The organism is Allobosea sp., from assembly GCF_017308075.1.
Lineage (GTDB): Bacteria > Pseudomonadota > Alphaproteobacteria > Rhizobiales > Beijerinckiaceae > Allobosea.
In genome coordinates, this window is record NZ_JAFKFX010000031.1 from 104,660 (window position 1) to 128,000 (window position 23,341).

Below are 23,341 nucleotides of genomic sequence, written 5' to 3' on the forward strand. Positions count from 1 at the left end.
CCCTAGAGTGACCGACCAACCTCAACGCAGACGAGGATGCAACGCATGTCGCAAGAGCAGTCCAAGCCGATCGATCTCTATTACTGGCCGACACCGAATGGCTGGAAGATCACCATCATGCTCGAGGAATGCGGGCTGCCCTACGAAATCGTGCCGGTGAACATCGGCAAGGGCGACCAGTTCAAGCCGGAATTCCTGGCGTTCTCGCCGAACAACCGGATGCCGGCGATCATCGATCCGCAGGGGCCGGATGGCACGCCGATCTCGGTCTTCGAATCCGGTGCGATCCTGCAATATCTCGGCCGCAAGACCGGGAAATTCTATCCGGCCGACGAGCGGGCCCGCGTCGCCGTCGACGAATGGCTGTTCTGGCAGATGGGCGGATTCGGGCCGATGCTCGGCCAGACCCATCATTTCCGCATCTACGCGCCGGAGAAGGTGCCCTACGCGATCGAGCGCTACACCAATGAGGCGAATCGGCTCTATGGGGTGCTGAACCGGCGCCTCGAAGGCCGCGAATTCATCTGCGACGCCTATTCGATCGCCGACATGGCCTGCATCGGCTGGGCCCGTGGCTGGGAGCGCCAGGGCCAGGACATCGCGCAATTCCCCAATGTCGCGCGCTGGCTCGAGACGATGCTGGCGCGTCCGGCCGTCCAGCGTGGGCTTGCCGTCGGTGCGGAGCTGCGCAACCCGGCCGGCATCTCGACGCCGGAGGAGAAGGCGATCCTGTTCGGCCAGAAGGCGCGCTGACGCCGCTTGAACCCTCGGCCGTCATGCTCGCCCTTGTGGCGAGCATCCACGCCTTGAACACTGTGCTCGATCAGCGAAGCGAAGACGTTGATGGTCGGGACAAGCCCGACCATGGCGGCTGACCGGGCCAAGCGGACTTAAGTCAATTGCTCCGCGACCATTTCACCGAGCGGCAGATCAGCCCGCCCATGACGCAGCCGGCCGTGGTCAGCGTGTCCCCGGAAAGGTTCATCGTCCCCGAATAGGTCTTGCCGTCCTCGGGATTGAACGCACTGCCGCTCCATTTTCCGGCACCTGACGGCTTCATGTCGTAGAAGATGCGCTGGCCCAGCTTGGCCGGTCCGCTGCTGTCCTTGAGCCAGGAGATCGTGCCGCAGACCGCCTCGCCGCATTTGGCGAGGCGCACCTTGGAAGCGCCGCTGTCGCGCAGCCAGGTACCGGTGACCTCCTGGGCGAGGGACGGGGTGGCGAATATGGCGAGTGCCGCGGCGATCGCGAACGGGCGAAGGCTCATGACGTTCCTCCTCTGGCAGTGACCAGCGTTGATCGCATGGTTCAGATATAAACTATATCCGAGACCGAATTGGCTTCAAGAGGGCGAGCCGGATGGCGCTGCGTCCCTCGCCAGCTCTCGGTGAATGGCCGAGAGGGTGAATCCTCCGTCAATGCCTGCCGCTGCGTAACTTTTCGAGGGCGTTGAAATCATTCGCTGTTTCGGCGCGGAAGACTGAATTGAGTGTTGATTTAACCGCGCGCTTACGAGTCGTTGAGCTTCGATTCATCGCGAATTTTAGCGGAGTCTTTTACCGCCTGGCTCGAACCTCCTCATCAAGAAGCGCGGCCCGGGAAGGGTCGGGCCACGGTGAAAACAGGGTGGTTTGTCATGGCACGCATGGAGATGAGCGCGATCCCGGCCTCGCTGGCGATCCCGATGGAAGCCTCGGCCGAGGCCTATTACGAGCTCGGCCTGATGCACGCCGCCGGCCGCACGGCCCCGGTCGATCTGGTCGCCGCGCAGAAATGGTTCAACGTCGCGCTCGCCAAGGGTTGCAGTCGTGCCGCCGCCCACCGTGCCGAGCTGGCCCAGGAGATGAGCCGCGAGGAGGTCGCCGAGGCGCTGCGCGAGGCGCGCAGGTTCCTGACCCGGCACTGAGGATCAGGCCAGGTCGGGCGATCGGGTGCGTGCGATTTTTGAGCCCTCATCCTGAGGAACGATCGTAGGAGCGCGGCTCCTCAGGATGAGGGCTCGACGGACAGTTGCGATCCAAGCCGTCGCAGCCTTGTGGCCGGCGGAGGGCGCCGCTATAAGCGCGCCGCATTCTCCCGATTTTGCCCCAAGGATTACAACGATGGCTGTCCAGCGTACCTTTTCCATTCTCAAGCCCGATGCGACGCGTCGCAATCTCACGGGCGCGGTCAATGCGGTCATCGAGAAGGCCGGCCTGCGCATCGTCGCGCAGAAGCGCATCCAGATGACCAAGGCCCAGGCCGAGACCTTCTACGCCGTCCACAGCGCGCGTCCCTTCTTCGGCGAGCTCGTCGAGTTCATGACCTCCGGCCCGGTCGTCGTGCAGGTCCTCGAAGGCGAGAACGCCATCGCCGCCTATCGCGAGGTGATGGGCGCCACCAACCCGGCCAACGCCGCCGAGGGCACCGTCCGCAAGCTCTTCGCCGAGTCGGTCGGCGAGAACACCGTCCATGGCTCGGACGCCCCGGAGACCGCCGCGATCGAGATCGCCCAGTTCTTCTCGGGCAACGAGATCGTCGGCTGAGCCGATCGCCTTTCAGGCGTCGATAACAAGAAGGGCGGGTCCGCGAGGGCCCGCCCTTTCTGTATCTGCCACCATCCCTGACGAGACGGCGGAATGTCCGGCGATCAGGCTAATTGAAGCCGAGATCGAAGGCGTAGGTCGCGGAGATGCCGACCGTGATCGAGTCGCGCGAGCCATAGGTCTTGACGATCGGCGCCTTGGCGGCGTCGCCCACCAGGTGCTTGTACTCGACATAGGCGGTGGTCTGGAGCTTGTCGCTCCAGGCATAGGTCGCCTGGGCGATCGCGCCGACCGAATGGACGCCGGTGTTGAAGCGTTGCAGCAGGCCACCATTGCCGGCCCAGGCGCCGCCGAAATAGGTGCGGACATAATCGGCGCTCGCAATGGTCATGCGCGGGCCGGCACCGATCGACCAGGCGCCGATGCGCTGGAAGGCCTCGACCTTGACCTCGGCGACGACGCCGTCATGCGCGACGATGCCGCGGCGCAGATCGACACGGCCGCGCAGCCAGGAGGTCGGGTAGAATTCGGCGAAGACGCCGCCCTCGCCGCCGAACTTGGTGTCGGGAACGCCGGTGATGCGCAGCGCCGCATTGGTGCTGGCCTTGCGCTCCCAGAGCAGATTGCCGGAGAAGCCGACGCGCCAGGCCTTGCCGGAGAAGAAGCCGATGCTGATCGCATCGTCCTCGGCCGACCACCAGGTGCTCCTGGTGCCGCGCCCGAGCGAGATGATGCCGCGCGGCCGGAAGATGTAGTCGTTGGAGCCGACATAGTCGGGCTGATAGCGCAGGCCGGCACCCAGCGTCAGATGCCAGTTCTGGGCCGATTCAGGCGAGGTGTACTGGGTGTATTCCGGAGATTGTGCCTTTGCCGGAGCCGCAAGCACGGAAGCCAGGCCGACGAGGCCAGCAAGGAACGCAACGCAACGCATCATCACAACTCCGGCGCCGAGGCGCCCCAAACCAGACCAACGGCGACAATCTGATTCATTAGTCTTAACCCGAGGTTGATGCGCCGCGTCGGGGCGGGTGGAAAGTTGCTGCCTACCAGAAGAGGTCGATTCGGTGCGAATCGGAACCATGCGCCGTCTCGCCGCCGGCTTTGGCGGGAACGATCTTCCGCCGAGCCTGGACCTGTTCTAGGAAGGAGGGATGACAGAACTTCCCCGCGTCGAGCGCCTGCCTTCCGTCTGTCCGCATGATTGTCCTTCGGCCTGTTCGCTGGAGGTCGAGGTCATCGACGGCCGCAGCATCGGCCGTGTCCGTGGCAGCAAGCGCCAGAGCTACACCGACGGGGTGATCTGCGCCAAGGTCGCGCGTTACGCCGAGCGCATCCACCATCCCGACCGCCTGCTGCATCCGCTGCGGCGTGTCGGGCCCAAGGGTTCGGGCGCCTTCGAGCGCATCTCCTGGGACGAGGCGCTGGACGAGGTCGCCGAGCGCTTCCTCGCGCTGGAGGCGCAGTTCGGCGCCGATACGATCTGGCCCTATTACTATGCTGGTACGATGGGGCTGGTGATGCGCGACGGCATCAACCGCCTGCGCCATGCCAAGCGTTATTCCGGCCAGTTCTCGACGATCTGCACCACATCGGCCTGGACCGGCTACATCGCCGGCACGGGCCGGCTCGCCGGTTCCGATCCGCGCGAGATGGCCAAGTCCGACTGCGTCGTGATCTGGGGCACCAACCCGGTGCACACTCAGGTCAACGTCATGCACCACGCGGTCAAGGCCCGTAAGGAACGCGGCGCCAAGATCGTGGCGATCGACATCTACCGCAACGCCACCATCGACCAGGCCGATCTCGGCCTCGTGCTGCGTCCGGGCACGGATGGCGCGCTCGCCTGCGGCGTTATGCATGCGCTGTTTCGCGACGGGCTGGCCGACCGCGACTATCTCGCCCGCTTCACCGATGCGCCCGAGGAAATGGAAGCCCATCTGGCGACGCGCACGCCGGAATGGGCGGCGGCGATCACCGGTCTTTCGGTCGCGGAGATCGAGGCCTTCGCCCAGCTCGTCGGCACGCGCAAGCGCAGCTATTTCCGGCTCGGCTATGGCTTTGCGCGCCAGCGCAATGGCGCCGTCAATATGCATGCGGCGCTCTGCGTGCCGGCTGTCACCGGTGCCTGGCAGCATGAGGGCGGCGGCGCCTTCCACTCGAACAGCGGCGTCTACAAATGGCGCAAGGGCCTGATCGAGGGGCTCGACAAGGCCGACCCGAAGACCCGCCAGCTCGACCAGTCGCAGATCGGCCGCATCCTGACAGGGGATGCTGCGGCGCTGCGACAGGGCCAGCCGGTCCGGGCGCTGTTCATCCAGAATACCAACCCGGTCACGGTCGCGCCCGAGCAGGAGCTGGTGAAGCGCGGCTTCGCCCGCGACGATCTCTTCACCGTCGTGCACGAGCAGTTCATGACCGAGACGGCCGCCATGGCCGACATCGTACTGCCGGCGACGCAGTTCATGGAGCATGACGACCTCTATCAGGGGGGCGGCCACCAGCACATCATGTGGGGCGGCAAGCTGATCGACCCGCCGGGCGAGTGCCGCTCGAACCATGAGGTGATCTGCGCCCTGGCCCAGCGCCTCGGCGCCGAGCATCGCGGCTTTTCGCTGAGCCCGCGCGAGATCGTCGACTGGACCTTGCAGCAGACCGGGCGCGGTACGCTCGAGGAGCTGATCGCCAGCGAATTCCACGACATCCAGCCAGATTTTGAGGCCGCGCATTATCTCAAGGGCTTCGGCTGGCCGGATGGCCGATTCCGCTTCAAGCCGGATTGGAGCAAGGTCCCCAACAGCAATGCCGGCCTCGCAGGCCCGCATGCCACGATCCCGGCCATGCCTGACCATTGGAACGTGATCGAGGCCGCCGATGCCGAGCATCCTTTCCGGCTTGCGACCAGCCCGGCCCGCAACTTCCTGAACTCATCCTTCACGGAGACGCCGACCGCGCGCAAGAAGGAGGGCGGACCGACCCTGATGCTGCATCCCGACGATGCGGCTGGACTCGGCATCGTCCAGGGCGACGCCATCCTGGTCGGCAACCGCCGCGGCGAGGTCCATCTCGACGCCGTGCTGTTCGACGGGTTGGTACGCGGCGTCGTCATCGCCGAGTCGATCTGGCCGAACGGCGCCCATCGCGGCGGCCGCGGCATCAACACCTTGACCGGCGCGGACTCGATCGCACCTTTCGGCGGTGCCGCCTTCCACGACAACAGGGTCTGGATTCGCAAACTGTGACCTTTGCGTCATTGCTTTTTTGCTGGTGCTGTGGACCATCCGTTGCTGCGTAGGCGGGTCATTCAAGAGCGGATTCGGGACTTTCGCTCGGGCTGCGCCGCGAAGACGGAACGGTTCGACAATGATCACGCGGCGGGTTGGAGCGGCCTTTTGGGTCGCCGGGTTGTCCATGCTGGTTTCGGCGCAGGTGGCGTTCGCCGCCGCTGGCACGAGCGCCTTGCCGCCCCCTGATCCGACCGCCAAGAACCTGACGCCCTACATGATTCAGCTGCGGGCCTTCGATGCCTGCCTCGTCACCCAGTCGCGGCTGATGAACACGACCCGCGAGGCGGTGCACTCGCCCTGCAGCTGCTATGCCAAGGGCACGGTCAATTCCATGACCAAGGACGAGATCCAGGCCTTTCGCGAGACCGGCTACTTCAACGATTCCGCCCGCGCCAAGGGCTATGAATTCATCGACCGCTGCAAGTTGCAGCGGCCCTGAAGCAGGCTGTGGTCAGGCCGGCGCGCTCTCCGCGTCGACCTTGAAATAGCGCTCGCGCATCCGGCCGGCATAGGCGACGAGGTTGGGATGCTCGATGAGCGCCGCGCGCAGCGGTGACTCGAAGGTTTCGCACAGCCCGCCGATCATGAAGGCGCCGAGCGTCGCGTCGCCGCCGCAAGGATCGGGCCCGGTGAGGTAAGGCTTACCGCCGAGCAGGCCCGAGAGCGAGCCCAGTGCCTGCCGCGCCAGCACCAGACGCTCGGCATCGCTGTGCCGGCCGATGCCCTGGCCATGCAGGTCGCGGCGAACCTGGCGCTTGACCATGGCGATGACCAGCGGGCGCAGGGGCGTCGGTACGGCACTGAAGAAGTGGCGCGGTCCGCGGTCGAAATTCGCGGCGTCGGCCCAGCGTTCCTGGACGATATGCCAATAGAGGTGGTCCTCCAGCATCTTCTCGACCGCCCAGGCGAGGCCACGCTGCTCGGCGCTGAGTCCGTGATCGAAATCGATGCCGTGCTTGCGCTCGAGATGCAGCCGGATGAAGCTGGTATCGGGGATGACCTCGCCCTCATCGACCAGCACCGGGAACTTGCCCTTCGGCGCCTTGCGCAGATTGCCGCGGACCCGACGATAGGGCAGCCTCGACATCTCCATCAGGATGATGGCCTTGGTACAGAACGGGCTGGGGTCAGGCAGGCCGAAGCCGGGCCCAAAGACGTGCAGTTCCAGCATGAAATCTCCTCGAAACACCGCTGCCCCGGCTCGGCCGGCCACCATACTGCTGCCACGCTGCTGACAATGATTGTCAGGGCATCTGCGGCAGAGTGACGCTAATCCATCTTTCCCGAAGCGGAAGCCCCGTCATGCAACGCGCTGAACGTTTGCTCGATCTGATCCAGGGGCTGCGCCGTCGCCGCCGCCCTGTTACCGCCGAGACGCTGGCCTCCGAGCTCGATGTCTCCGTGCGCACCGTCTATCGCGACATTGCCGCGCTGCTGCGCCAGGGCGTCCCGGTGCGCGGCGAGGCCGGCATCGGCTATGTCCTCGATGCCGGCTTCGACCTGCCGCCGCTGATGTTCTCTCCCGACGAGATCGAGGCCGTGCTGGTCGGCATGCGCTGGCTCTCCGAGCGCGCCGACCCGACGCTGGCGCGCGCTGCCGAGGATGTCGTCTCGAAGGTCGCGGCGGTGCTGCCGGCGCATCTGCGCCCGATCCTGCTCGATGGGGCGCTGTTCGCGCCGGCCTATTGCAAGGACATGGTCGTCGATCAGGTCGATGTCGCGGCCGTCCGTGCCGCGATCCGCAATGGCCGCAAGCTCGAGATCAGCTATCGCGACGAGGCCGGCAATCCGTCGAGCCGGGTGATCTGGCCGATCGGCCTGACCTTCTTCGAGCGCGTGCGCATGGTCATCGCCTGGTGCGAGCTACGGCAGGCCTTCCGCCATTTCCGCACCGACCGCATCGCCGAGCTGACGGCGCGCGAGGAGCGCTATCCGGCGAGACGGGCCGACCTGTTCCGCCGCTGGCAGAAGGAGGAGCAGGAGGTTGCGGCGCGGCGCGCGCTGGAGCAACAGGCCGCGATGGTGGCGAGCGTTCAGTAGCAGCAGGGAGCCCGTCATGCTCGGGCTCGACCCGAGCATGACGGGCCGGACGAGGCTCCGGCGCGTGCCGTCTCGTCGTGAGATGCTCGTGTCTGCGCTTCGCTTCGCCCGCGAATGACGGCCGGCTAGGTGTTGGCCGGCGCCTCGTCTTCCAGCTTCGCTGCGCCCGACGCGACAAGCGCCAGCGCCTGCGGATAGAGGATGTGCTCCTGCTCCAGCACCCGCGCCGACAGGCTCGCCTCGTCGTCTCCGGGCAGCACCGGGACTTTCGCCTGCAGGATGGTCGGGCCGGCGTCGAGCTCGGGCACGACGAAATGCACGGTGCAGCCATGCTCGGCGACGCCGGCCTCCAGCGCCCGGGCATGGGTATGCGTGCCGCGGAAGTCCGGCAGCAGGGAAGGGTGGATATTGACCAGCCGCCCCTGCCAGCGCGTCACGAACCAGGGCGTCAGCACGCGCATGAAGCCGGCCAGCGCGACGAGTTCGATCTGGTTGACGCGCAAGACTTCGTCGAGCTTGCGTTCGAAGGCCTCGCGGTCCTTTCCAAAGGGGCGATGGTCGACGGATGCCGTGGCGATGCCGGCCTGCCGGGCGCGCTCGAGCCCGCCAGCCTCCGGCAGGTTGGCCGCGACCAGCACGATCTCGGCCGGGAAATCGGCCGCCTGCGCCGCCTCGATCAGGGCGACCATGTTCGAGCCGCGGCCCGAGATCAGGATCGCGGTGCGGACCCGCCGCGGCGTCGTGCTCACAGGCTGAGCTTCCCGTGATAGGCGACCTGGCCCTCGCTGCCGGCCGGCGTGACCTCGCCGAGCCGGACCGGCGCTTCTCCGGCCTCGCGCAGCGCGGCGACGACCGCATCCGCCTCGGCCGCCGAGGCGACCACGATCATGCCGATGCCGCAATTGAAGGTGCGCAGCATCTCGCGCTCGGCGACGCCGCCGACCTTGGCGAGCCAGCCGAAGACGGCCGGTACCGGGATCGCGGACAGATCGAGCGCGACGCCGAGATCGTCGGGCAGGACGCGCGGGATGTTGTCGGGGAAGCCGCCGCCGGTGATGTGCGCCAGCGCCTTGATGCCGGGCGCTGCCTTCAGCGCCTGCAGCAGCGGCCTCACATAGATCCGGGTCGGCGTCAGCAGCGCCTCGGCCAGCGTCAGTTCGGGAGCGAAGGGGGCGGGCGCCTCCCAGGCGAGGCCGGAGAGCGCGACGATGCGCCGGACCAGCGAGAAGCCGTTGGAGTGGACGCCGGAGGAGGGCAGGCCGAGCACCACGTCGCCTGCCACCAGGTCGGCGCGGGGCAGCAGCGAGCCGCGCTCGGCGGCGCCGACGGCAAAGCCGGCGAGGTCGTAATCCTTGTCGGCATACATGCCCGGCATCTCGGCGGTCTCGCCGCCGATCAGGGCGCAGCCGGCCTGGCGGCAGCCGTCGGCGATGCCGCGCACGATCTCGACGCCGGCCTGCGGGTCGAGCTTGCCGGTGGCATAGTAGTCTAGGAACAGCAGCGGCTCGGCGCCCTGCACGACGAGATCGTTGACGCACATCGCGACGAGGTCGATGCCGATCGTCGAATGCCGGCCGCTCTCGATCGCGATCTTCACCTTGGTGCCGACGCCGTCATTGGCCGCGACCAGGATCGGGTCGCTGAAGCCCGCCGCCTTCAGGTCGAACAGGCCGCCGAAACCGCCGATCTCGGCATCCGCGCCCGGACGCCGGGTCGAACGCACCAGAGGCTTGATTGCATCGACCATGGCATTGCCGGCATCGATATCGACGCCCGCCTGCGCATAGGTCAGCCCGTTGCCGCCTGTCTTGGTCATGAAACCGCGCTCCTTGCTGTGCGGGGAGCGATAGGCAAGGGCGGCCCCGCTGGCAAGCCGGCAGCGCCTCTTCCGCGAAAGCGTTTCGCAGTTGTCCCGCACATGCATTAGCCTTCAGTCGTAGTTCCGCTCGAGAACCTGGCGACGAGCCCTGGCGATGACGCTTCCGAACCTGATCACCATCGGCCGTCTGATCCTCGTCCCCCTCGTGATCGTGATGATCATCAACGAACGCTGGCTGGCCGCCTTCCTGCTGTTCGTCGCGGCCGGGATTTCCGACGCGATCGACGGTTTCATTGCCAAGCGCTTCGACATGGCAAGCGAGCTCGGCGCCTATCTCGACCCCGTCGCCGACAAGGCGCTGATCGTCTCGATCTACATCACCCTCGCCATGGTCGGCGCCATACCGGTCTGGCTCGTCATCCTGGTCGTCTCGCGCGACATCATGATCGTCACCGCCGTGATCCTCTCCTGGCTGATGGAGAGGCCGCTCGAGATCGCGCCCTTCGCCGTCAGCAAGCTCAATACGGCGGCGCAGCTCAGCTTCGCTGCGCTGATGCTGGGCTCGCGCGCCTTCGGGCTCGATCTCGGCCCTGCGATCCCGGTCGCGCAGCTCACCGTCGCGCTCTTGACGGTCGGTTCCATGGCGGCCTACCTCGCCTTCTGGCTGCGCCATATGGCGGCCTGAGCTTGGAACCTTGCCGGTGCACTCCTATTCTCTAGGGGCCCCGGCCGGCCCACCGGGCCCTGCGGACAATGCGTAACGGCGAGTTCAGGACAGCGGATGAGTCTTCAGCGTCAACTCGCCTTCTGGGCTCTCACCCTTGCGGCCTTCGTGCTGGCGCTCCTGCTGTTGCGCGACGTGCTCTTGCCGTTCATCGCGGCGCTGGCACTGGCCTATCTGCTTGATCCGCTGGCGGACAGGCTGGAGCGGCTCGGCATGCGCCGCCTGACCGCGACCATCATCATCCTCTGCGTCTTCCTGCTGTTCTTCGTAATGACGCTGGTGCTGCTGCTGCCATTGCTGAGTCAGCAGCTCGCCGGCCTCGTCGCGCGCCTGCCTGAAGTCGCCGCCAAGCTGCAGGCGCTGGTCATGGAGCGTGGCGCGCCGCTGCTCGAGCGCTTCGGCGGGACCAAGCTCGCCGAGGATGCCCAGAGCCAGCTCGGCAATTTCGTCGGCGAGGCGACCAAATGGGTCGGCGGGCTCCTGCAATCGCTCTGGTCGGGCGGGACCGCGATCATCGGTGTTTTCTCGCTGCTGGTGCTGACGCCGGTCATCGCCTTCTACCTGCTCGCCGATTGGGACCGCATGGTCGAGACCGTCGATGGCTGGCTGCCACGCGATCACCGCGACACGATCCGCGGCCTGCTGCACGAGATGGACACTGCCATCGCCGGCTTCCTGCGCGGGCAGGCGCTGGTCTGCGTACTGCTCGGGCTGTTCTATGCGGTCGGTCTCTCGCTGCTCGGCGTCAATTTCGGCGCCCTGATCGGCATCATCTCCGGCTTCCTCTCCTTCATCCCCTATGTCGGCTCGCTGACCGGGCTTGTGCTGTCGGTCGGCGTCGCGATCGTGCAGTTCTGGCCGGATTGGACGATGCCGCTGGCGACGCTCGCGGTCTTCGCCGCCGGTCAGTTCTTCGAGGGCAACATCCTCCAGCCCAAGCTGGTCGGCGACTCCATCGGCGTGCATCCGGTCTGGCTGATGTTCGCGCTGCTCGCCTTCGGTTCGCTGTTCGGTTTCGTCGGGCTCCTGCTGGCGGTGCCGCTGGCGGCCGTCATCGGCGTGCTGATGCGCTTTGCGCTGCGTCAGTATCTGGCCAGCGATCTCTATCGCGGCCGGCCCGATCAGAAGCTCGTCGCCACCGGTTCGGACAATCATGCCGGGAACTGAGCCGCCGCGCCGGCCGCGTCAGCTCGCTTTCGACCTGCCGGTCGACAGCCGGCACGGCGTCGAGGATTTTCTCGTCGGCCCGTCCAATGAGCAGGCCTATGGGCTGGTCGAGAGCTGGCCGGCCTGGCCGGATGCCTGGCTGCGCCTCATCGGGCCGGAGGGTTCGGGCAAGACCCATCTTGCCGCGATCTGGGCGGCGCGGGCGCATGCCTGGACGCTGCAGGCCAGCGAAATCGACGAGGGCAAGGTGCCGCACCTGGCCTCCGGCGGGGCGCTGGTCATCGAGGATTGCGATGCCGGCCAGCTCGACGAGCGGGCGCTCTTCCACCTGCTCAACGCCGTCAAGGCGCGCGGCGGCTTCGCCTTGCTGACGGCGCGAACGGCCCCGGATCAATGGGGGCTGAGCGTGCCGGACCTGCTCTCGCGCCTGCGGCTCGCGCCGGCAGCCGAGATCGCGGCGCCTGACGACGCTTTGCTGCGGGCGCTGCTGGTCAAGCTCTTCGTCGACCGGCAGCTGATCGTCGACACCGGCACGATCGAGGCGCTGGCGCTGCGCATGGAGCGCTCTTTCGCCGCGGCGCGGGACCTGGTCGACGCCATCGACCGGCTCTCGCTGGAGCGCGGCCGCCGCGTCACCCGCGCCATGGCGAGCGAGGTCGCGGCCAGCCTGTTCGACGCCGAATAGGCCTCAGGCGTTGGCGGCTGCCGGGGTCGCCACCAGCCGGGCATGGATCGCCTCGACCAGCATGTCGTGCGCACGCGCCGCGATGGCGTCGAGCGACGGCGTCTTGACGAACATCGCCGCGGCCTTCTCCGTCAGCTCCTCGCGGCTCGGCAGCGCCGGCACATGCCAGTGCGCCATCGCCTCATGGGCCTGGGCCTGGATCGCGGAGAGCCGCTCGCCGGCACGGGCCTGCATGGTCGCGAGCGCCTCGCGCAGCTCCGGCAGGGTCAGCGTCGGCAGATGCAATTCCGGCAAATGCAGTCCGGGTAGTGCCGGCGTGCCGGCATAGGCCTCGCGCAGGCCCTGCACGATGCGGTCGACCGGCACGGAGGCTGCAAGGCGCTCGGCCGAACGCTCGATCACGCGCGGCGGCAGGGCCTGCGAGCGGTCGACCACGGCCTGCGGCGGCGCCTTCAGATCCCAGACCAGGCGCAGCTTCGACAGGCCGAGGATCAGGTAATAGGTCGGGTCCCACTGCCACCAGCGAAAGCCCTGGCGCACGCTGTACTGATAGGCATGGTGGTTGTTGTGCCAGCCTTCGCCCATGGTGATGATCGCCAGCCACCAATTGTTCCGGCTCTCGTCTCCGGTGACATAGTGCTTGTCGCCATGCACATGCGCCAGCGAGTTGATGCAGAAGGTGCCGTGATAGACCAGCACGGTCGAGATGAAGAAGCCGACGAACAGGCCGGACCAGCCATCGATGGCGAAGCAGGCGAGGGCGAGCAGGATCGCCGGCGCGAGCTCGAAACGGTGCAGCAGCCGAAGCTCGGGAAACCGGGTCAGGTCGGTGACGGTGGAAGCGTCGAACTCGTGATGCTGGCGGCTGAAGATCCAGCCGACATGCGAATAGAAGAAGGAACTCTGGACCGGCGAGTGCACGTCGTGCTCGGTGTCGGCGAAGCGGTGATGGTGCCGGTGCTTCGAGGCCCACCAGATCACGCTCTTCTGCGCCGTCGACTGAGCGAGGAAGGCGAGGACGAACTGGCCGATGCGGCTGGTCTTGTAGGAGCGATGCGAGAAGTAGCGGTGATAGCCTGCCGTGACCGCGAACATGCGCAGCCAGTAGAGTCCGAAGCAGAGCCAGAGCGAGGTCGCGGTCACGCCGCTCCAGAACGCGCCGAGGCCGGCCAGATGCGCCAGGGCAAAGGGTATGGCCGAGGGGTAGACGATGTCGTCATGGTCGGCGGCGGCGGAGGGTTCTGACAAGATCGTTCTCTGGAAATATCTGGTGCGGCATGCGGGATTCGCATGCGACCAAAACAGGAGAGCGGGGGTGAGCGCAAGGTTCCCGAGCCGTTCGCGCGGCAATTGCGGCAGCGGGCCGCACGGCATGCGCAACCGTCATGAGATGGCGTTGCGAGCGGGGTCGTCGCGAGCCCTGCTCATGGCGCTGGGCCTCGAATGTCATCGAAGCGTTACGCTAGGATGCCTTGAGGATGAGTGGGCCGATGGTCGGCCGACGGCAAACCGACACAGATGACAGCTACAGGATCGGCAGTGACACGAGCGGCAGCGGCGAAGGCGAGGCGAATGAACCAGGATCTGGCCGAGGCGGCGGCTTCGCGGGCAGCGACACCGGTACCGGAGATTACGGCACTTACCGTCGATCATGAGCTGCGCCGGTCGCCGCAGCGCTTCATGAATCGCGAATTGTCCTGGCTGCAGTTCAACCGCCGCGTGATGGAGGAGGCCTCCAATCGCAATCATCCCCTGCTCGAACAGCTGCGCTTCCTCTCGATCTCGGCGAACAATCTCGACGAGTTCTTCATGGTCCGGGTCTCCGGCCTGCGTGAGCAGCTCAAGGCCGGCGTGGTCACGCCGAGCCAGGACGGCTTGAGCCCGGCCGAGCAGCTCGTCGCGCTGGGCGCGGCGGTCTCCGACCTGACGCGCGACCAGCAGACCCGTTGGGTCGAGCTCAGGCAGGACCTGCAGGACAACCGTATCCTGTTGCTGAAGGCGGCCGATATCGGCCCGCAGGAGCGAGTCTGGCTCGAGGACCGCTTCCTCCACTACGTCTTCCCCGTGCTGACGCCGCTGGCGATCGACCCGGCCCATCCCTTCCCGTTCATCCCCAATCTCGGCTTCAGCCTGGCGCTCGCGCTCGAGCGCATCAGCGACGGGCGCGCGCTCGACGCGTTGATCCGCGTCCCCGGCAAGATCGACCGCTTCATCGAGGTGCCCGATCTGGCGCGCGAGGGCGTGCAGCGCTTCATCATGCTCGAGGACCTCGTCGCGCTGTTCATCGGCAAGCTCTTCCCCGGCTACGAGGTCAAGGGAACCGGCTCCTTCCGCATCATCCGCGACTCCGATCTCGACATCGAGGAGGAGGCGGAGGACCTGGTCCGCGTCTTCGAGAGCATGCTCAAGCAGCGCCGACGCGGCGTCGTGATCCGCCTCGAACTGCATGCCGACACGCCGGACCATCTGCGCCAGCTGATCGTGCGCGAGCTGCGGGTCGATCCTGACGAGATCGTGATCGTCGACGGCATGATCGGCCTCAACGAGCTTTCGCAGCTCGTCGGCGTCGACCGGCCGGACCTGAAGTTCAAGCCTTACAATGCCCGCTTCCCCGAGCGGATCCGCGAGCATGGCGGCGACTGCTTCGCGGCCATCCGTCAGAAGGACCTGATCGTCCATCACCCCTATGAGAGCTTCGACGTCGTCGTCCAGTTCCTGCAGCAGGCGGCGCGCGATCCCAATGTCGTGGCGATCAAGCAGACGCTCTACCGGACGTCCTCGAACTCGCCGATTGTCCAGGCCCTAGCCGAGGCGGCCGAGGCCGGCAAATCCGTGACGGCGCTGGTCGAGCTCAAGGCGCGCTTCGACGAGGAGGCCAATATCCGCTGGGCCAAGGATCTTGAGCGCGCCGGCGTGCAAGTGGTCTACGGTTTCATCGAGCTCAAGACCCACGCCAAGCTCTCGATGGTGGTCCGTCGCGAGGCTGGCCAGCTAGTGACCTACTGCCATATCGCGACCGGCAACTATCACCCGATCACGGCGCGCATCTACACCGACGTCTCCTTCTTCACCGCCGATCCGGTGATGGCGCAGGACGTGGCGCGGATCTTCAATTTCATCACCGGCTATGCCGAGCCGGCCGAGCTTGAGCGCATGGCGGTCTCGCCGGTGAACCTGAAGAAGCGGCTGCTCGACGACATCGCCGAGGAGGTCGCGCATGTGAAGGCCGGCCGTAAGGGCGCGATCTGGGGCAAGTGCAATTCGCTGGTCGATCCCGAGATCATCGACGCGCTCTACGATGCCAGCCAGGCCGGCGTGCAGATCGATTTCGTCGTGCGCGGTATCTGTTGCCTGCGTCCCGGTGTGCCCGGGCTTTCCGAGAACATCCGGGTCAAGTCGATCGTCGGGCGCTTCCTCGAGCATACTCGCGTCTACGCCTTCGGTGCCGGGCACGGCATGCCTTCGCCGCGCGCCAAGCTCTATATCTCCTCGGCCGATCTGATGCCGCGCAACCTCGACCGCCGTGTGGAGGCGCTGACGCCGATCCTCAACCCCACCGTGCATCAGCAGCTGCTCGAGCAGATCATGCTGGCGAATTTTCTCGACAACGAACAGAGCTGGACCATCTTGCCCGATGGCGGCTCGCGACGCATTGTCCCGCCGTCGGCCGAAGAGTCGTTCAACGCCCACAAGTATTTCATGACGAATCCGAGCCTGTCCGGTCGTGGAAAATCACTCTCCAGTTCAAGTCCTCGCAGCCTTTCCCGCCGTTCCGGCAAGAAGGCCTGAGCAGGCACAGGGTCGCTTGAGTCTGGGTGACACCGTCGCGATCATCGATATCGGTTCGAATTCGGTCCGCCTCGTCGTCTATGAGAACCTGTCCCGGGCACCGGGGCAGGTTTTCAATGAGAAGGAGATGGCGGGGCTCGGCCGTCAGGTCGCGACGACCGGCATGCTCGCCGCCGCCGCCGTCGAGAAGGCCCTGGCGGCGCTGGTCCGCTTCCGCATCCTCTGCGAGGCGATGCATGTCGCGCAATTGCGTGTCATCGCCACGGCGGCGGCGCGCTATGCTTCGAACGGCCCGGATTTCATCGCCCGGGCCGAGGCGGCGGTCGGCCAGCCGATCGAGCTGATCTCGGGCGATCGCGAGGCCTATCTCTCGGCGCTCGGCGTCATCTCGGGCTTCGACCGGCCGAACGGCGTGGTCGGCGATCTCGGGGGCGGCTCGCTCGAACTCGTGGCCGTCGACGGCAGCAAGGTCGGGGAGGGCGTCAGTCTTGCGCTCGGCGGCCTTGCGCTGATGGACCGCTCGCAGAACTCGATCAAGGCGGCCGAGAAGATCGTGCGCGAGGATCTCGACGGTCATCCCCAGCTCGCCGCGATGCGCGGCCGCGATTTCTTCGCGGTCGGCGGCACCTGGCGCGCGCTGGCGACGCTGCACCAGCGCCAGTCGGGCTACCCGCTCAATGTCATGCATGGCTATACCGTGCCGGCGCGCGAGGCGAGCGAGTTCGTGCGGCTGGTCGAGCGCGCCGATGCCACCATGTTGGAATCGATCGAGGCGATCTCTTCCGCCCGGCGGCCACTGCTCGCCTATGGTGCGCTCGTCCTTGATCAGCTGATCAAGCGCGGTCGCCCGCGCCAGGTCGTGATCTCGGCTCATGGCGTTCGCGAGGGGCTGATGCATGAGCAGCTCGCGCCCAAGGAGCAGGACATCGATGCCTTGCTGCGTGGCGCCCAGGACTACAACCAGCTGCGCGCCCGCGATCCGCGCCATGCCGCCGATCTGGTCCCCTGGGTCGAGGGCCTGCTCGACAGCGCCTTTCCGAACGACGAGCCCGCGCTGAAACGGCTCCAGACCGCCGCCTGCCTGCTCTCCGATATCGGCTGGCGCGCCCATCCCGATTATCGCGGCGAGCAGACCCTCAACGTCATCGCCCATGCGCCGTTCAGCGGCGTCGACCATGCCGGACGTGCCTTCCTCTCGCTGACGGCGTTCTATCGTTATGCTGGGCTGAAGGGCTCCGCGCCCGCGGCGGAGGGCCTTCGCCGCCTGCTCAGCCCGCGCTTTCTCGAGCGCGCGCATATCGTCGCGGCGATCCTGCGCGTCGCCTATCTGATGTCGGCCGGCATGCCCGGCATCCTCTCGCAAACCAGGCTCGTCTGTGACGACCGGCGCCTGATCCTGAGCCTGCCGCCGGAGTTCCGCGCGCTCGCCAGCCAGCGCGTCACCGGGCGTTTGAAGCAGCTTGCGCGGCTCCTCGGCCGCGAGGTCGAGGTGCGCTGAACGCGGTTTGGGCCGAGCTCCGGCTCAGATGACCTCGAACCAGGTCCAGAGGCCGAAGTCGAAACGCTCCAGCACCGTCGAGGAGATCAGCCAGCGCCCCGGATTGTCGGCGATGAAGGCGATGTGCAGGCGCTTGCCCTCCGGGATCTGCACCGTGTCGAGGAAATAAGGCTCCCAGCCATCGTCGAGCGGGTGCAGTAGCCGGAAGCTGTGGCCGTGGACATGGAAGGGCTGCAGGAAATCGGTCTTGTTGGTGATGCCGATCACCACCGGCGTGCCGCGCCGGACGCTGAGCAGCGGCTTGCCCTGCGGATCCCCGGTCGTGCCATTGAGGCGCCATGGCCGGGCCTGGTCGATACCGGAGAGGTTGAGCTTGTTGTCGGCGTCGATCTTGGCGCCGCCCTCGACGATGATCTCGGCGCGGCTGGCGTTCTGCAGCCTGACCGCGGCCGGCAGCGCCGGATTGGGCGCGAGCGCCGCTATCGGGCCGGATGCCTTGCGCTGCACGGCGCTCTTGCCGGCCTCGCTGACGAAGCGCACCAGCGGCATGCCCGGACCGATCAGCGCGGTGACGCTGGCGCTGGCGCCGTTCTCCTCGGGCATGTCGAAGATCACGTCGTAGCGCGTGCCGGGCGCGAAGGGCAGTTGCGCCCGCACCGGTTCGAAGGTCTCGGTCGGTTGCCCGTCGACGGCGACGACGAAGGCCTTCAGCCCGTCGAAGCGCAGGCGCATGATCCGGGCATTGCAGGCATTGGCGAGGCGCAGCCTTACGCGCGCGCCCGGCGCCAGCCCGATCCGCTCCGGCGGCGGCTTGCCGTTGACGGTGAGCCAGCTGCCGAGCCGGCCGGCGGCGGCGCCTTCCTGCGCCGTGGCGGGGAAGGGCAGCAGCTTGTGGTCGTCGCCGAGCAGCCAGTCACCGACCAGCACGGGCAGGTCGAGATCGACGGCCGGCGGCTCCTTCTCCTCGACGACGAGCAGTCCGGAGAGGCCGCGGCCCGCAGGCTCCGATGATCCCCCGAGCAGAAGCGGGCGGTAGAGGTAGCTGCCGGGATCGCGCGGCGTCAGCCGGTATTCGAAGCTGTCGCCCGGTGCGACGGGCTCCTGGCTGAAGCCGCCGACGCCGTCCATGGTCTGGTCGTGGCGCAGCCCGTGCCAGTGCAGGGATAGCGGCTTGTCGGTCCGGTTCAGCAACCGGATGCGCAGGGTCTCGCCGAGCTTGACGCGCAGGGTCGGCCCGGGCGCATTGCCGTCGAAGCTCCAGATCTCGCTTTCGGTCGCCGGTGATGGTCGCAGCCGGGTCTTGCCTGGGACGGCGGTGAGCTCGCGAGCGGTGGTGGCGGCCGGCTCCGCGGGCTGCCCGGGGGCGGGTGTCGCGTCCTGCGCGCGTGTCGGCGTCGTGCCGGCGAGCGCCGCCAGGCCGGCCAGCCCGGCCAGCGCCTGGCGGCGATTCGGCCGGGCCTTGATCGCGGGCTTGGAAAGATCGGTTTTCATGACCAAGCGACATAGCGCGGGGCGTCGACGCTGGCGAGAGCGCCCCTTCTGCAACCGCCTTCGCAGAAACGTCGCATTTTTTTGCTGCATACTCCGTCCGAAATGCGTATAGGACCGCGGCCCAACGATGGCGGCGGTGCGTTTGCTCGCACGCGGCCTATCGGGTTGGCGGGCGTGGCGGAACTGGTAGACGCAGCGGATTTAGGTTCCGCCGACGCAAGTCGTGGGGGTTCGAGTCCCTTCGCCCGCACCAGGATTCGGATTTCGCGAGCGCGGCGGCGGTCATCCGGCGTCGCGCTTTGGACATTGAAGTAACGAGCTGTTGGCGGATCAGAACGATGAACGTGACCGAAACCCTGTCCCAGGGCCTCAAGCGCGAATTTCAGGTGGTGCTGAACGCCGCCGACCTGAAGACGAGGCTCGATGACGAACTGCAGAACCTGCAGGGCAAGGCCCGCATCAACGGCTTCCGCCCCGGCAAGGTCCCGGTCGGCCATCTGCGCCGTCTCTATGGCCGCTCGGTCATGGCCGACGTCGTGCAGAACGCCGTCAACGAGGCCAATCAGAAGATCGTCTCCGATAACGGCCTGAAGCTCGCTTTCGAGCCGCAGATCAAGTTCCCCGAGAACAAGGACGAGATCGAGGCCGCGATGGAGGCCAAGGGCGATCTCGCCTTCACGGTCGCCCTCGAGGTGCTGCCGAAGATCGAGCTCGCCGACCTGTCGGACGTGGCGCTGGTCAAGCCGGTCGCCGAGATCCCCGAGGCCGATGTCGATGCCGCGCTCGAGCGCATGGCCTCCCAGAATCGTCCGTTCTCCAGCAAGGGCGACGATGCCGTGGCGGGGAAGGGCGATCGCCTGCTGATCTCCTTCACCGGCACGCTCGATGGCGAGCCCTTCGACGGCGGCACCGGCACGGGCATCCCGCTCGATCTCGGCTCCGGCCAGTTCATCCCGGGCTTCGAGGACCAGCTCGAGGGCGCCAAGAAGGGCGAGAGCCGCACCGTTTCGGTGACCTTCCCCGAGAACTACACTGCCACGCATCTCGCCGGTAAGCCGGCCGAGTTCGCCGTGACCGTCGACGACGTGCAGGCGCCGGGCGAGCTCACCATCGACGACGAGCTCGCCAAGGGCTTCGGTATGGAATCGCTCGATGCGCTGAAGGCCGCGATTCGCGAGCAGCTCGGCCGCGAGCTCGGCACCCAGTCGCGTCGCAAGCTGAAGAAGAGCCTGCTCGACGCGCTCGACACCAAATACGCCTTCGAGCTGCCGCCGACCCTGGTCGACCAGGAGTTCGGCGCCGTCTGGAGCCAGGTCGAGGCCGATATGAAGCAGGCCAACAAGACCTTCGCGGACGAGGACACCACCGAGGAGGACGCCCGGGCCGAGTATCGCAAGATCGCCGAGCGCCGGGTTCGTCTCGGCCTCGTCCTCGCCGAGATCGGCGAGCAGGCCAAGATCCAGATCGCCGACGACGAAGTGACGCAGGCCCTGATCGAGCGCGCCCGCCAGTTCCCGGGCCAGGAGAAGGAAGTCTGGGAGTTCTACCGCAAGAACCCGCAGGCGCTCGCCGAGATCCGCGCCCCGATCTTCGAGGAGAAGGTCGTCGATCATCTGCTCGGTCAGGTGAAGGTCGAGGACAAGACCGTCTCCCGCGAAGAGCTCTTCGCCGACGACGAGGAAGAGGGCGAGGCCAAGGCCAAGCCGGCCAAGGCCAAGAAGGCCAAGAAGGCCGCCGCCAGCGACGAGGCCTCGGCCTGAACCCGTTTCGGCAATCACGCGTCTGATTTGCGCCGCCCGGCTTCGGCCGGGCGGCGCTTCCCTTTTCAGGCGGGGCCGGCATGCTTATGTGGGGCCTTCGCCGATACCGGCTGATTCCCGCCCCCCGCACTTCAAGGACTGGCTGCGATGCGCGATCCAATCGAGACCTACAACAATCTCGTCCCGATGGTGGTCGAGCAGTCGAGCCGCGGCGAGCGTGCCTTCGACATCTATTCGCGCCTGCTGCGTGAGCGGATCATCTTCCTGACGGGGCCGGTCGAGGATTATTCCGCCTCGCTGATCGTCGCCCAGCTGCTCTTCCTCGAGGCCGAGAACCCGAAGAAGGAAATCTCCTTCTACATCAACTCGCCTGGCGGCGTGGTCACCTCGGGCCTGTCGATCTACGACACCATGCAGTTCATCCGCTGCCCGGTGACGACGCTCTGCGTCGGCCAGGCCGCCTCGATGGGCTCGCTGCTGCTCACCGCCGGCGCCAAGGACATGCGCTTCGCCCTGCCGAACGCCCGCATCATGGTCCACCAGCCCTCCGGGGGCTTCCAGGGCCAGGTGACGGACATCCTGATTCATGCCCGCGAGGTCGAGAGCCTGAAGCGGCGCCTGAACGAGATCTACGTCAAGCATACCGGCCGCCCTTATGAGGACATCGAGGCGGCGCTGGAGCGCGACAATTTCATGACCTCCGAGCAGGCCCGCGATTTCGGCCTGATCGACAAGGTCATCGACAAGCGACCGGAAGAGGTCGCCTGAACGATCCGGACTCTCCTGCGCGGCCAAGGCTTGGCGTGCCGCGCAGGAGGGGCCATATTGCCTATCACTAGGCCTCATGTTTGCATGAGGCTCATCGGAAGAGCGCGCAGGGCGCTCGAGAGGTTCGGTTTTGGGGCAGTTTCGTCGGCGCCTGCGCCATGGCGATGCGTTAACCTAATAATCGTGATCTGAGCGCCTACTATGACGGAGAGACGACATCGGCTTGCCGTTATTCGGTGGCTGGCTTCGCCTCCCGAGATGGAGATCGACAATGAGTAAGGTCAGCAGCGGCGATTCGAAGAGCACGCTCTACTGCTCGTTCTGCGGCAAGAGCCAGCACGAGGTTCGCAAGCTGATCGCGGGCCCGACGGTGTTCATCTGCGACGAGTGCGTCGAGCTGTGCATGGACATCATCCGCGAGGAGTCCAAGTCCGCGCTGGTGAAGTCGAAGGACGGGGTGCCGACGCCGAAGGAGATCCGCAAGGTCCTCGACGACTATGTCATCGGCCAGGATCACGCCAAGAAGGTGCTCTCCGTCGCCGTCCACAATCATTACAAGCGGCTCTCGCACGCGACGAAGCACAACGACGTCGAGCTGGCGAAGTCCAACATCCTGCTGATCGGGCCGACCGGCTCGGGCAAGACGCTGCTCGCGCAGACGCTCGCCCGCATCCTCGACGTGCCCTTCACCATGGCGGATGCGACGACGCTGACCGAGGCCGGCTATGTCGGCGAGGATGTCGAGAACATCATCCTGAAGCTGCTCCAGGCCTCCGACTACAATGTCGAGCGGGCGCAGCGCGGCATCGTCTACATCGACGAGATCGACAAGATCAGCCGCAAGTCGGACAATCCCTCGATAACCCGCGATGTTTCGGGCGAGGGCGTCCAGCAGGCGCTGCTCAAGATCATGGAAGGCACCGTCGCCTCCGTGCCGCCGCAGGGCGGGCGCAAGCATCCGCAGCAGGAGTTCCTGCAGGTCGATACCACCAACATCCTGTTCATCTGCGGCGGCGCCTTCGCCGGGCTGGACAAGATCATCTCCGGCCGCGGCAAGGGTACCTCGATCGGCTTCGGCGCGACCGTGAAGGCTCCCGACGACCGGCGCACCGGCGCGATCTTCCGCGAGGTCGAGCCCGAGGATCTGCTGAAGTTCGGCCTGATCCCGGAATTCGTCGGCCGCCTGCCGGTGCTGGCGACGCTCGAGGACCTCGACGAAGCCGCGCTCAAGACGATCCTGACCGAGCCGAAGAACGCGCTGGTCAAGCAGTATCAGCGCCTGTTCGAGATGGAGGACACCGAGCTGACCTTCACCGACGAGGCGGTCAGCCTGATCGCGCGCAAGGCGATCGAGCGCAAGACCGGCGCCCGTGGCCTGCGCTCGATCATGGAGGGCATCCTGCTCGAGACCATGTACGAGCTGCCGGGGCTGGAAGGCGTCGAGCAGGTCGTCATCGGGCCTGAGGCCGTCGAGACGAAGTCGCGGCCATTGTTCATCTATTCGGACCGGGAAGAAGAGACCAAGTCGGCTTCGGCCTGACCTAACGTTAATCTGCCCCATTTTCGAACGCGCGCCGTCTGGCGCGCGTTTTGCTTTGGAGGGTTGGCTCGCAGAACTGCGCGAGACTGCCTCCGCCCGCACCGCCATCGCGGCTTCGTGTTCCGGCATGCGGTGGAAGCTGCGGTGGACTGCGCCGGCGGGTCGCTTGAAAGCGAGCCGGGAAGCATCCACTTTAAGTCCACCTGCGATGCAGCGTGCCTGTCGAGGGCGTGAGTCGCAGGGGCGGTTGG

General features: G+C 66.5%; 21 protein-coding genes and 1 tRNA gene. 15 read left to right on the forward strand and 7 right to left on the reverse strand.

The features are described from left to right. Positions 1 to 45 precede the first annotated feature (45 nt). Positions 46 to 753 (forward strand): glutathione S-transferase N-terminal domain-containing protein, encoded by a 708-nt coding sequence (locus tag J0J10_RS14125; RefSeq protein ID WP_291647131.1) that lies wholly within the window; start codon positions 46 to 48, stop codon positions 751 to 753. A 142-nt stretch (positions 754 to 895) separates the two neighbouring features. Here the strand turns inward: J0J10_RS14125 and J0J10_RS14130 are convergent, their stop codons facing one another. Beyond that, entirely contained in the window at positions 896 to 1,267 is a 372-nt protein-coding gene (locus J0J10_RS14130) for a DUF2147 domain-containing protein (RefSeq protein ID WP_291647132.1), read from the reverse strand. 369 nt (positions 1,268 to 1,636) lie between these two features. Between J0J10_RS14130 and J0J10_RS14135 the strand changes: the two genes are divergently transcribed. Together J0J10_RS14135 and ndk are read left to right on the forward strand one after the other, a co-directional pair. After that, positions 1,637 to 1,906 carry a sel1 repeat family protein gene (locus J0J10_RS14135; RefSeq protein ID WP_291647133.1) on the forward strand — a complete coding sequence of 90 codons (270 nt, stop codon included), beginning with the start codon at positions 1,637 to 1,639 and terminating at the stop codon, positions 1,904 to 1,906. A 196-nt stretch (positions 1,907 to 2,102) separates the two neighbouring features. Further along, positions 2,103 to 2,525, forward strand: a complete 423-nt coding sequence (gene ndk, locus J0J10_RS14140; RefSeq protein WP_291639617.1) for a nucleoside-diphosphate kinase — start codon at positions 2,103 to 2,105, stop codon at positions 2,523 to 2,525. Positions 2,526 to 2,634: 109 nt separating this feature from the next. Here ndk and J0J10_RS14145 read toward each other — a convergent pair whose 3' ends face one another. Beyond that, the gene (locus tag J0J10_RS14145; RefSeq protein ID WP_291639615.1) at positions 2,635 to 3,456 is read right to left on the reverse strand and encodes a MipA/OmpV family protein; all 822 of its coding nucleotides are present in this window, start codon (positions 3,454 to 3,456) and stop codon (positions 2,635 to 2,637) included. Positions 3,457 to 3,676: 220 nt separating this feature from the next. Between J0J10_RS14145 and J0J10_RS14150 the strand changes: the two genes are divergently transcribed. After that, complete coding sequence (locus J0J10_RS14150; RefSeq protein ID WP_291647134.1) at positions 3,677 to 5,764, forward strand: molybdopterin-containing oxidoreductase family protein; 2,088 nt, start codon at positions 3,677 to 3,679, stop codon at positions 5,762 to 5,764. 121 nt (positions 5,765 to 5,885) lie between these two features. Further along, positions 5,886 to 6,248, forward strand: a complete 363-nt coding sequence (locus tag J0J10_RS14155) for a hypothetical protein (protein WP_291647135.1) — start codon at positions 5,886 to 5,888, stop codon at positions 6,246 to 6,248. Between the two features lie 12 nt (positions 6,249 to 6,260). Here J0J10_RS14155 and J0J10_RS14160 read toward each other — a convergent pair whose 3' ends face one another. Beyond that, a complete protein-coding gene (locus J0J10_RS14160) occupies positions 6,261 to 6,980 on the reverse strand; it encodes a glutathione S-transferase family protein (protein WP_291639609.1) in 720 nt (239 codons plus the stop codon). Positions 6,981 to 7,111: 131 nt separating this feature from the next. On the opposite strand from J0J10_RS14160, the gene J0J10_RS14165 reads away from it, so the two are divergent. Further along, positions 7,112 to 7,849, forward strand: coding sequence for a helix-turn-helix transcriptional regulator (locus J0J10_RS14165; protein WP_291639607.1), 738 nt, complete (start codon positions 7,112 to 7,114; stop codon positions 7,847 to 7,849). A 125-nt stretch (positions 7,850 to 7,974) separates the two neighbouring features. Here J0J10_RS14165 and purN read toward each other — a convergent pair whose 3' ends face one another. Further along, entirely contained in the window at positions 7,975 to 8,598 is a 624-nt protein-coding gene (gene purN / locus J0J10_RS14170) for a phosphoribosylglycinamide formyltransferase (RefSeq protein ID WP_291647136.1), read from the reverse strand. Further along, positions 8,595 to 9,665 (reverse strand): phosphoribosylformylglycinamidine cyclo-ligase, encoded by a 1,071-nt coding sequence (purM, locus tag J0J10_RS14175; protein ID WP_291647137.1) that lies wholly within the window; start codon positions 9,663 to 9,665, stop codon positions 8,595 to 8,597. The genes purN and purM overlap by 4 nt, the downstream gene beginning before the upstream one ends. A gap of 157 nt (positions 9,666 to 9,822) precedes the next feature. On the opposite strand from purM, the gene J0J10_RS14180 reads away from it, so the two are divergent. The 3 genes from J0J10_RS14180 (at position 9,823) to J0J10_RS14190 (ending at position 12,244) form a co-directional block, all read left to right on the forward strand. Next, complete coding sequence (locus tag J0J10_RS14180) at positions 9,823 to 10,353, forward strand: CDP-alcohol phosphatidyltransferase family protein (protein ID WP_291647138.1); 531 nt, start codon at positions 9,823 to 9,825, stop codon at positions 10,351 to 10,353. Positions 10,354 to 10,449: 96 nt separating this feature from the next. Further along, the gene (locus J0J10_RS14185) at positions 10,450 to 11,559 is read left to right on the forward strand and encodes an AI-2E family transporter (protein ID WP_291647139.1); all 1,110 of its coding nucleotides are present in this window, start codon (positions 10,450 to 10,452) and stop codon (positions 11,557 to 11,559) included. Beyond that, entirely contained in the window at positions 11,546 to 12,244 is a 699-nt protein-coding gene (locus J0J10_RS14190) for a P-loop NTPase family protein (RefSeq protein ID WP_291647140.1), read from the forward strand. The genes J0J10_RS14185 and J0J10_RS14190 overlap by 14 nt, the downstream gene beginning before the upstream one ends. Positions 12,245 to 12,247: 3 nt before the next feature. On the opposite strand, the gene J0J10_RS14195 is transcribed toward J0J10_RS14190, so the two are convergent. Beyond that, positions 12,248 to 13,492, reverse strand: a complete 1,245-nt coding sequence (locus J0J10_RS14195; protein WP_291647141.1) for an acyl-CoA desaturase — start codon at positions 13,490 to 13,492, stop codon at positions 12,248 to 12,250. A 270-nt stretch (positions 13,493 to 13,762) separates the two neighbouring features. Here J0J10_RS14195 and J0J10_RS14200 point away from each other — a divergent pair, with 270 nt between their 5' ends. Together J0J10_RS14200 and ppx are read left to right on the forward strand one after the other, a co-directional pair. Then, the gene (locus J0J10_RS14200) at positions 13,763 to 16,033 is read left to right on the forward strand and encodes an RNA degradosome polyphosphate kinase (protein WP_291647142.1); all 2,271 of its coding nucleotides are present in this window, start codon (positions 13,763 to 13,765) and stop codon (positions 16,031 to 16,033) included. 16 nt (positions 16,034 to 16,049) lie between these two features. Continuing rightward, positions 16,050 to 17,531, forward strand: coding sequence for an exopolyphosphatase (gene ppx / locus J0J10_RS14205; RefSeq protein WP_291647143.1), 1,482 nt, complete (start codon positions 16,050 to 16,052; stop codon positions 17,529 to 17,531). 24 nt (positions 17,532 to 17,555) lie between these two features. On the opposite strand, the gene J0J10_RS14210 is transcribed toward ppx, so the two are convergent. Further along, positions 17,556 to 19,022 (reverse strand): multicopper oxidase family protein, encoded by a 1,467-nt coding sequence (locus J0J10_RS14210; RefSeq protein WP_291647144.1) that lies wholly within the window; start codon positions 19,020 to 19,022, stop codon positions 17,556 to 17,558. A gap of 168 nt (positions 19,023 to 19,190) precedes the next feature. Here J0J10_RS14210 and J0J10_RS14215 point away from each other — a divergent pair. From J0J10_RS14215 to clpX, 4 genes are all read left to right on the forward strand, one after another. Then, positions 19,191 to 19,275, forward strand: a tRNA-Leu gene (locus tag J0J10_RS14215). A gap of 85 nt (positions 19,276 to 19,360) precedes the next feature. After that, the gene (tig, locus tag J0J10_RS14220) at positions 19,361 to 20,782 is read left to right on the forward strand and encodes a trigger factor (RefSeq protein ID WP_291647145.1); all 1,422 of its coding nucleotides are present in this window, start codon (positions 19,361 to 19,363) and stop codon (positions 20,780 to 20,782) included. 147 nt (positions 20,783 to 20,929) lie between these two features. Continuing rightward, a complete protein-coding gene (locus tag J0J10_RS14225) occupies positions 20,930 to 21,550 on the forward strand; it encodes an ATP-dependent Clp protease proteolytic subunit (RefSeq protein ID WP_291639585.1) in 621 nt (206 codons plus the stop codon). A 271-nt stretch (positions 21,551 to 21,821) separates the two neighbouring features. Continuing rightward, on the forward strand, positions 21,822 to 23,090 hold the full coding sequence (gene clpX / locus J0J10_RS14230; protein ID WP_291639583.1) for an ATP-dependent Clp protease ATP-binding subunit ClpX: 1,269 nt from the start codon (positions 21,822 to 21,824) through the stop codon (positions 23,088 to 23,090). The last annotated feature ends 251 nt before the right edge of the window (positions 23,091 to 23,341 follow it).

Bases quoted from the DNA above. Each gene is read 5' to 3' on its own strand.
- J0J10_RS14125 (WP_291647131.1), top strand. From the start codon at position 46: ATGTCGCAAGAGCAGTCCAAGCCGATCGATCTCTATTACTGGCCGACA.
- J0J10_RS14130 (WP_291647132.1), bottom strand. From the start codon at position 1,267: ATGAGCCTTCGCCCGTTCGCGATCGCCGCGGCACTCGCCATATTCGCC.
- J0J10_RS14135 (WP_291647133.1), top strand. From the start codon at position 1,637: ATGGCACGCATGGAGATGAGCGCGATCCCGGCCTCGCTGGCGATCCCG.
- ndk (WP_291639617.1), top strand. From the start codon at position 2,103: ATGGCTGTCCAGCGTACCTTTTCCATTCTCAAGCCCGATGCGACGCGT.
- J0J10_RS14145 (WP_291639615.1), bottom strand. From the start codon at position 3,456: ATGCGTTGCGTTGCGTTCCTTGCTGGCCTCGTCGGCCTGGCTTCCGTG.
- J0J10_RS14150 (WP_291647134.1), top strand. From the start codon at position 3,677: ATGACAGAACTTCCCCGCGTCGAGCGCCTGCCTTCCGTCTGTCCGCAT.
- J0J10_RS14155 (WP_291647135.1), top strand. From the start codon at position 5,886: ATGATCACGCGGCGGGTTGGAGCGGCCTTTTGGGTCGCCGGGTTGTCC.
- J0J10_RS14160 (WP_291639609.1), bottom strand. From the start codon at position 6,980: ATGCTGGAACTGCACGTCTTTGGGCCCGGCTTCGGCCTGCCTGACCCC.
- J0J10_RS14165 (WP_291639607.1), top strand. From the start codon at position 7,112: ATGCAACGCGCTGAACGTTTGCTCGATCTGATCCAGGGGCTGCGCCGT.
- purM (WP_291647137.1), bottom strand. From the start codon at position 9,665: ATGACCAAGACAGGCGGCAACGGGCTGACCTATGCGCAGGCGGGCGTC.
- J0J10_RS14180 (WP_291647138.1), top strand. From the start codon at position 9,823: ATGACGCTTCCGAACCTGATCACCATCGGCCGTCTGATCCTCGTCCCC.
- J0J10_RS14185 (WP_291647139.1), top strand. From the start codon at position 10,450: ATGAGTCTTCAGCGTCAACTCGCCTTCTGGGCTCTCACCCTTGCGGCC.
- J0J10_RS14190 (WP_291647140.1), top strand. From the start codon at position 11,546: ATGCCGGGAACTGAGCCGCCGCGCCGGCCGCGTCAGCTCGCTTTCGAC.
- J0J10_RS14200 (WP_291647142.1), top strand. From the start codon at position 13,763: ATGACAGCTACAGGATCGGCAGTGACACGAGCGGCAGCGGCGAAGGCG.
- J0J10_RS14210 (WP_291647144.1), bottom strand. From the start codon at position 19,022: ATGAAAACCGATCTTTCCAAGCCCGCGATCAAGGCCCGGCCGAATCGC.
- tig (WP_291647145.1), top strand. From the start codon at position 19,361: ATGAACGTGACCGAAACCCTGTCCCAGGGCCTCAAGCGCGAATTTCAG.
- J0J10_RS14225 (WP_291639585.1), top strand. From the start codon at position 20,930: ATGCGCGATCCAATCGAGACCTACAACAATCTCGTCCCGATGGTGGTC.
- clpX (WP_291639583.1), top strand. From the start codon at position 21,822: ATGAGTAAGGTCAGCAGCGGCGATTCGAAGAGCACGCTCTACTGCTCG.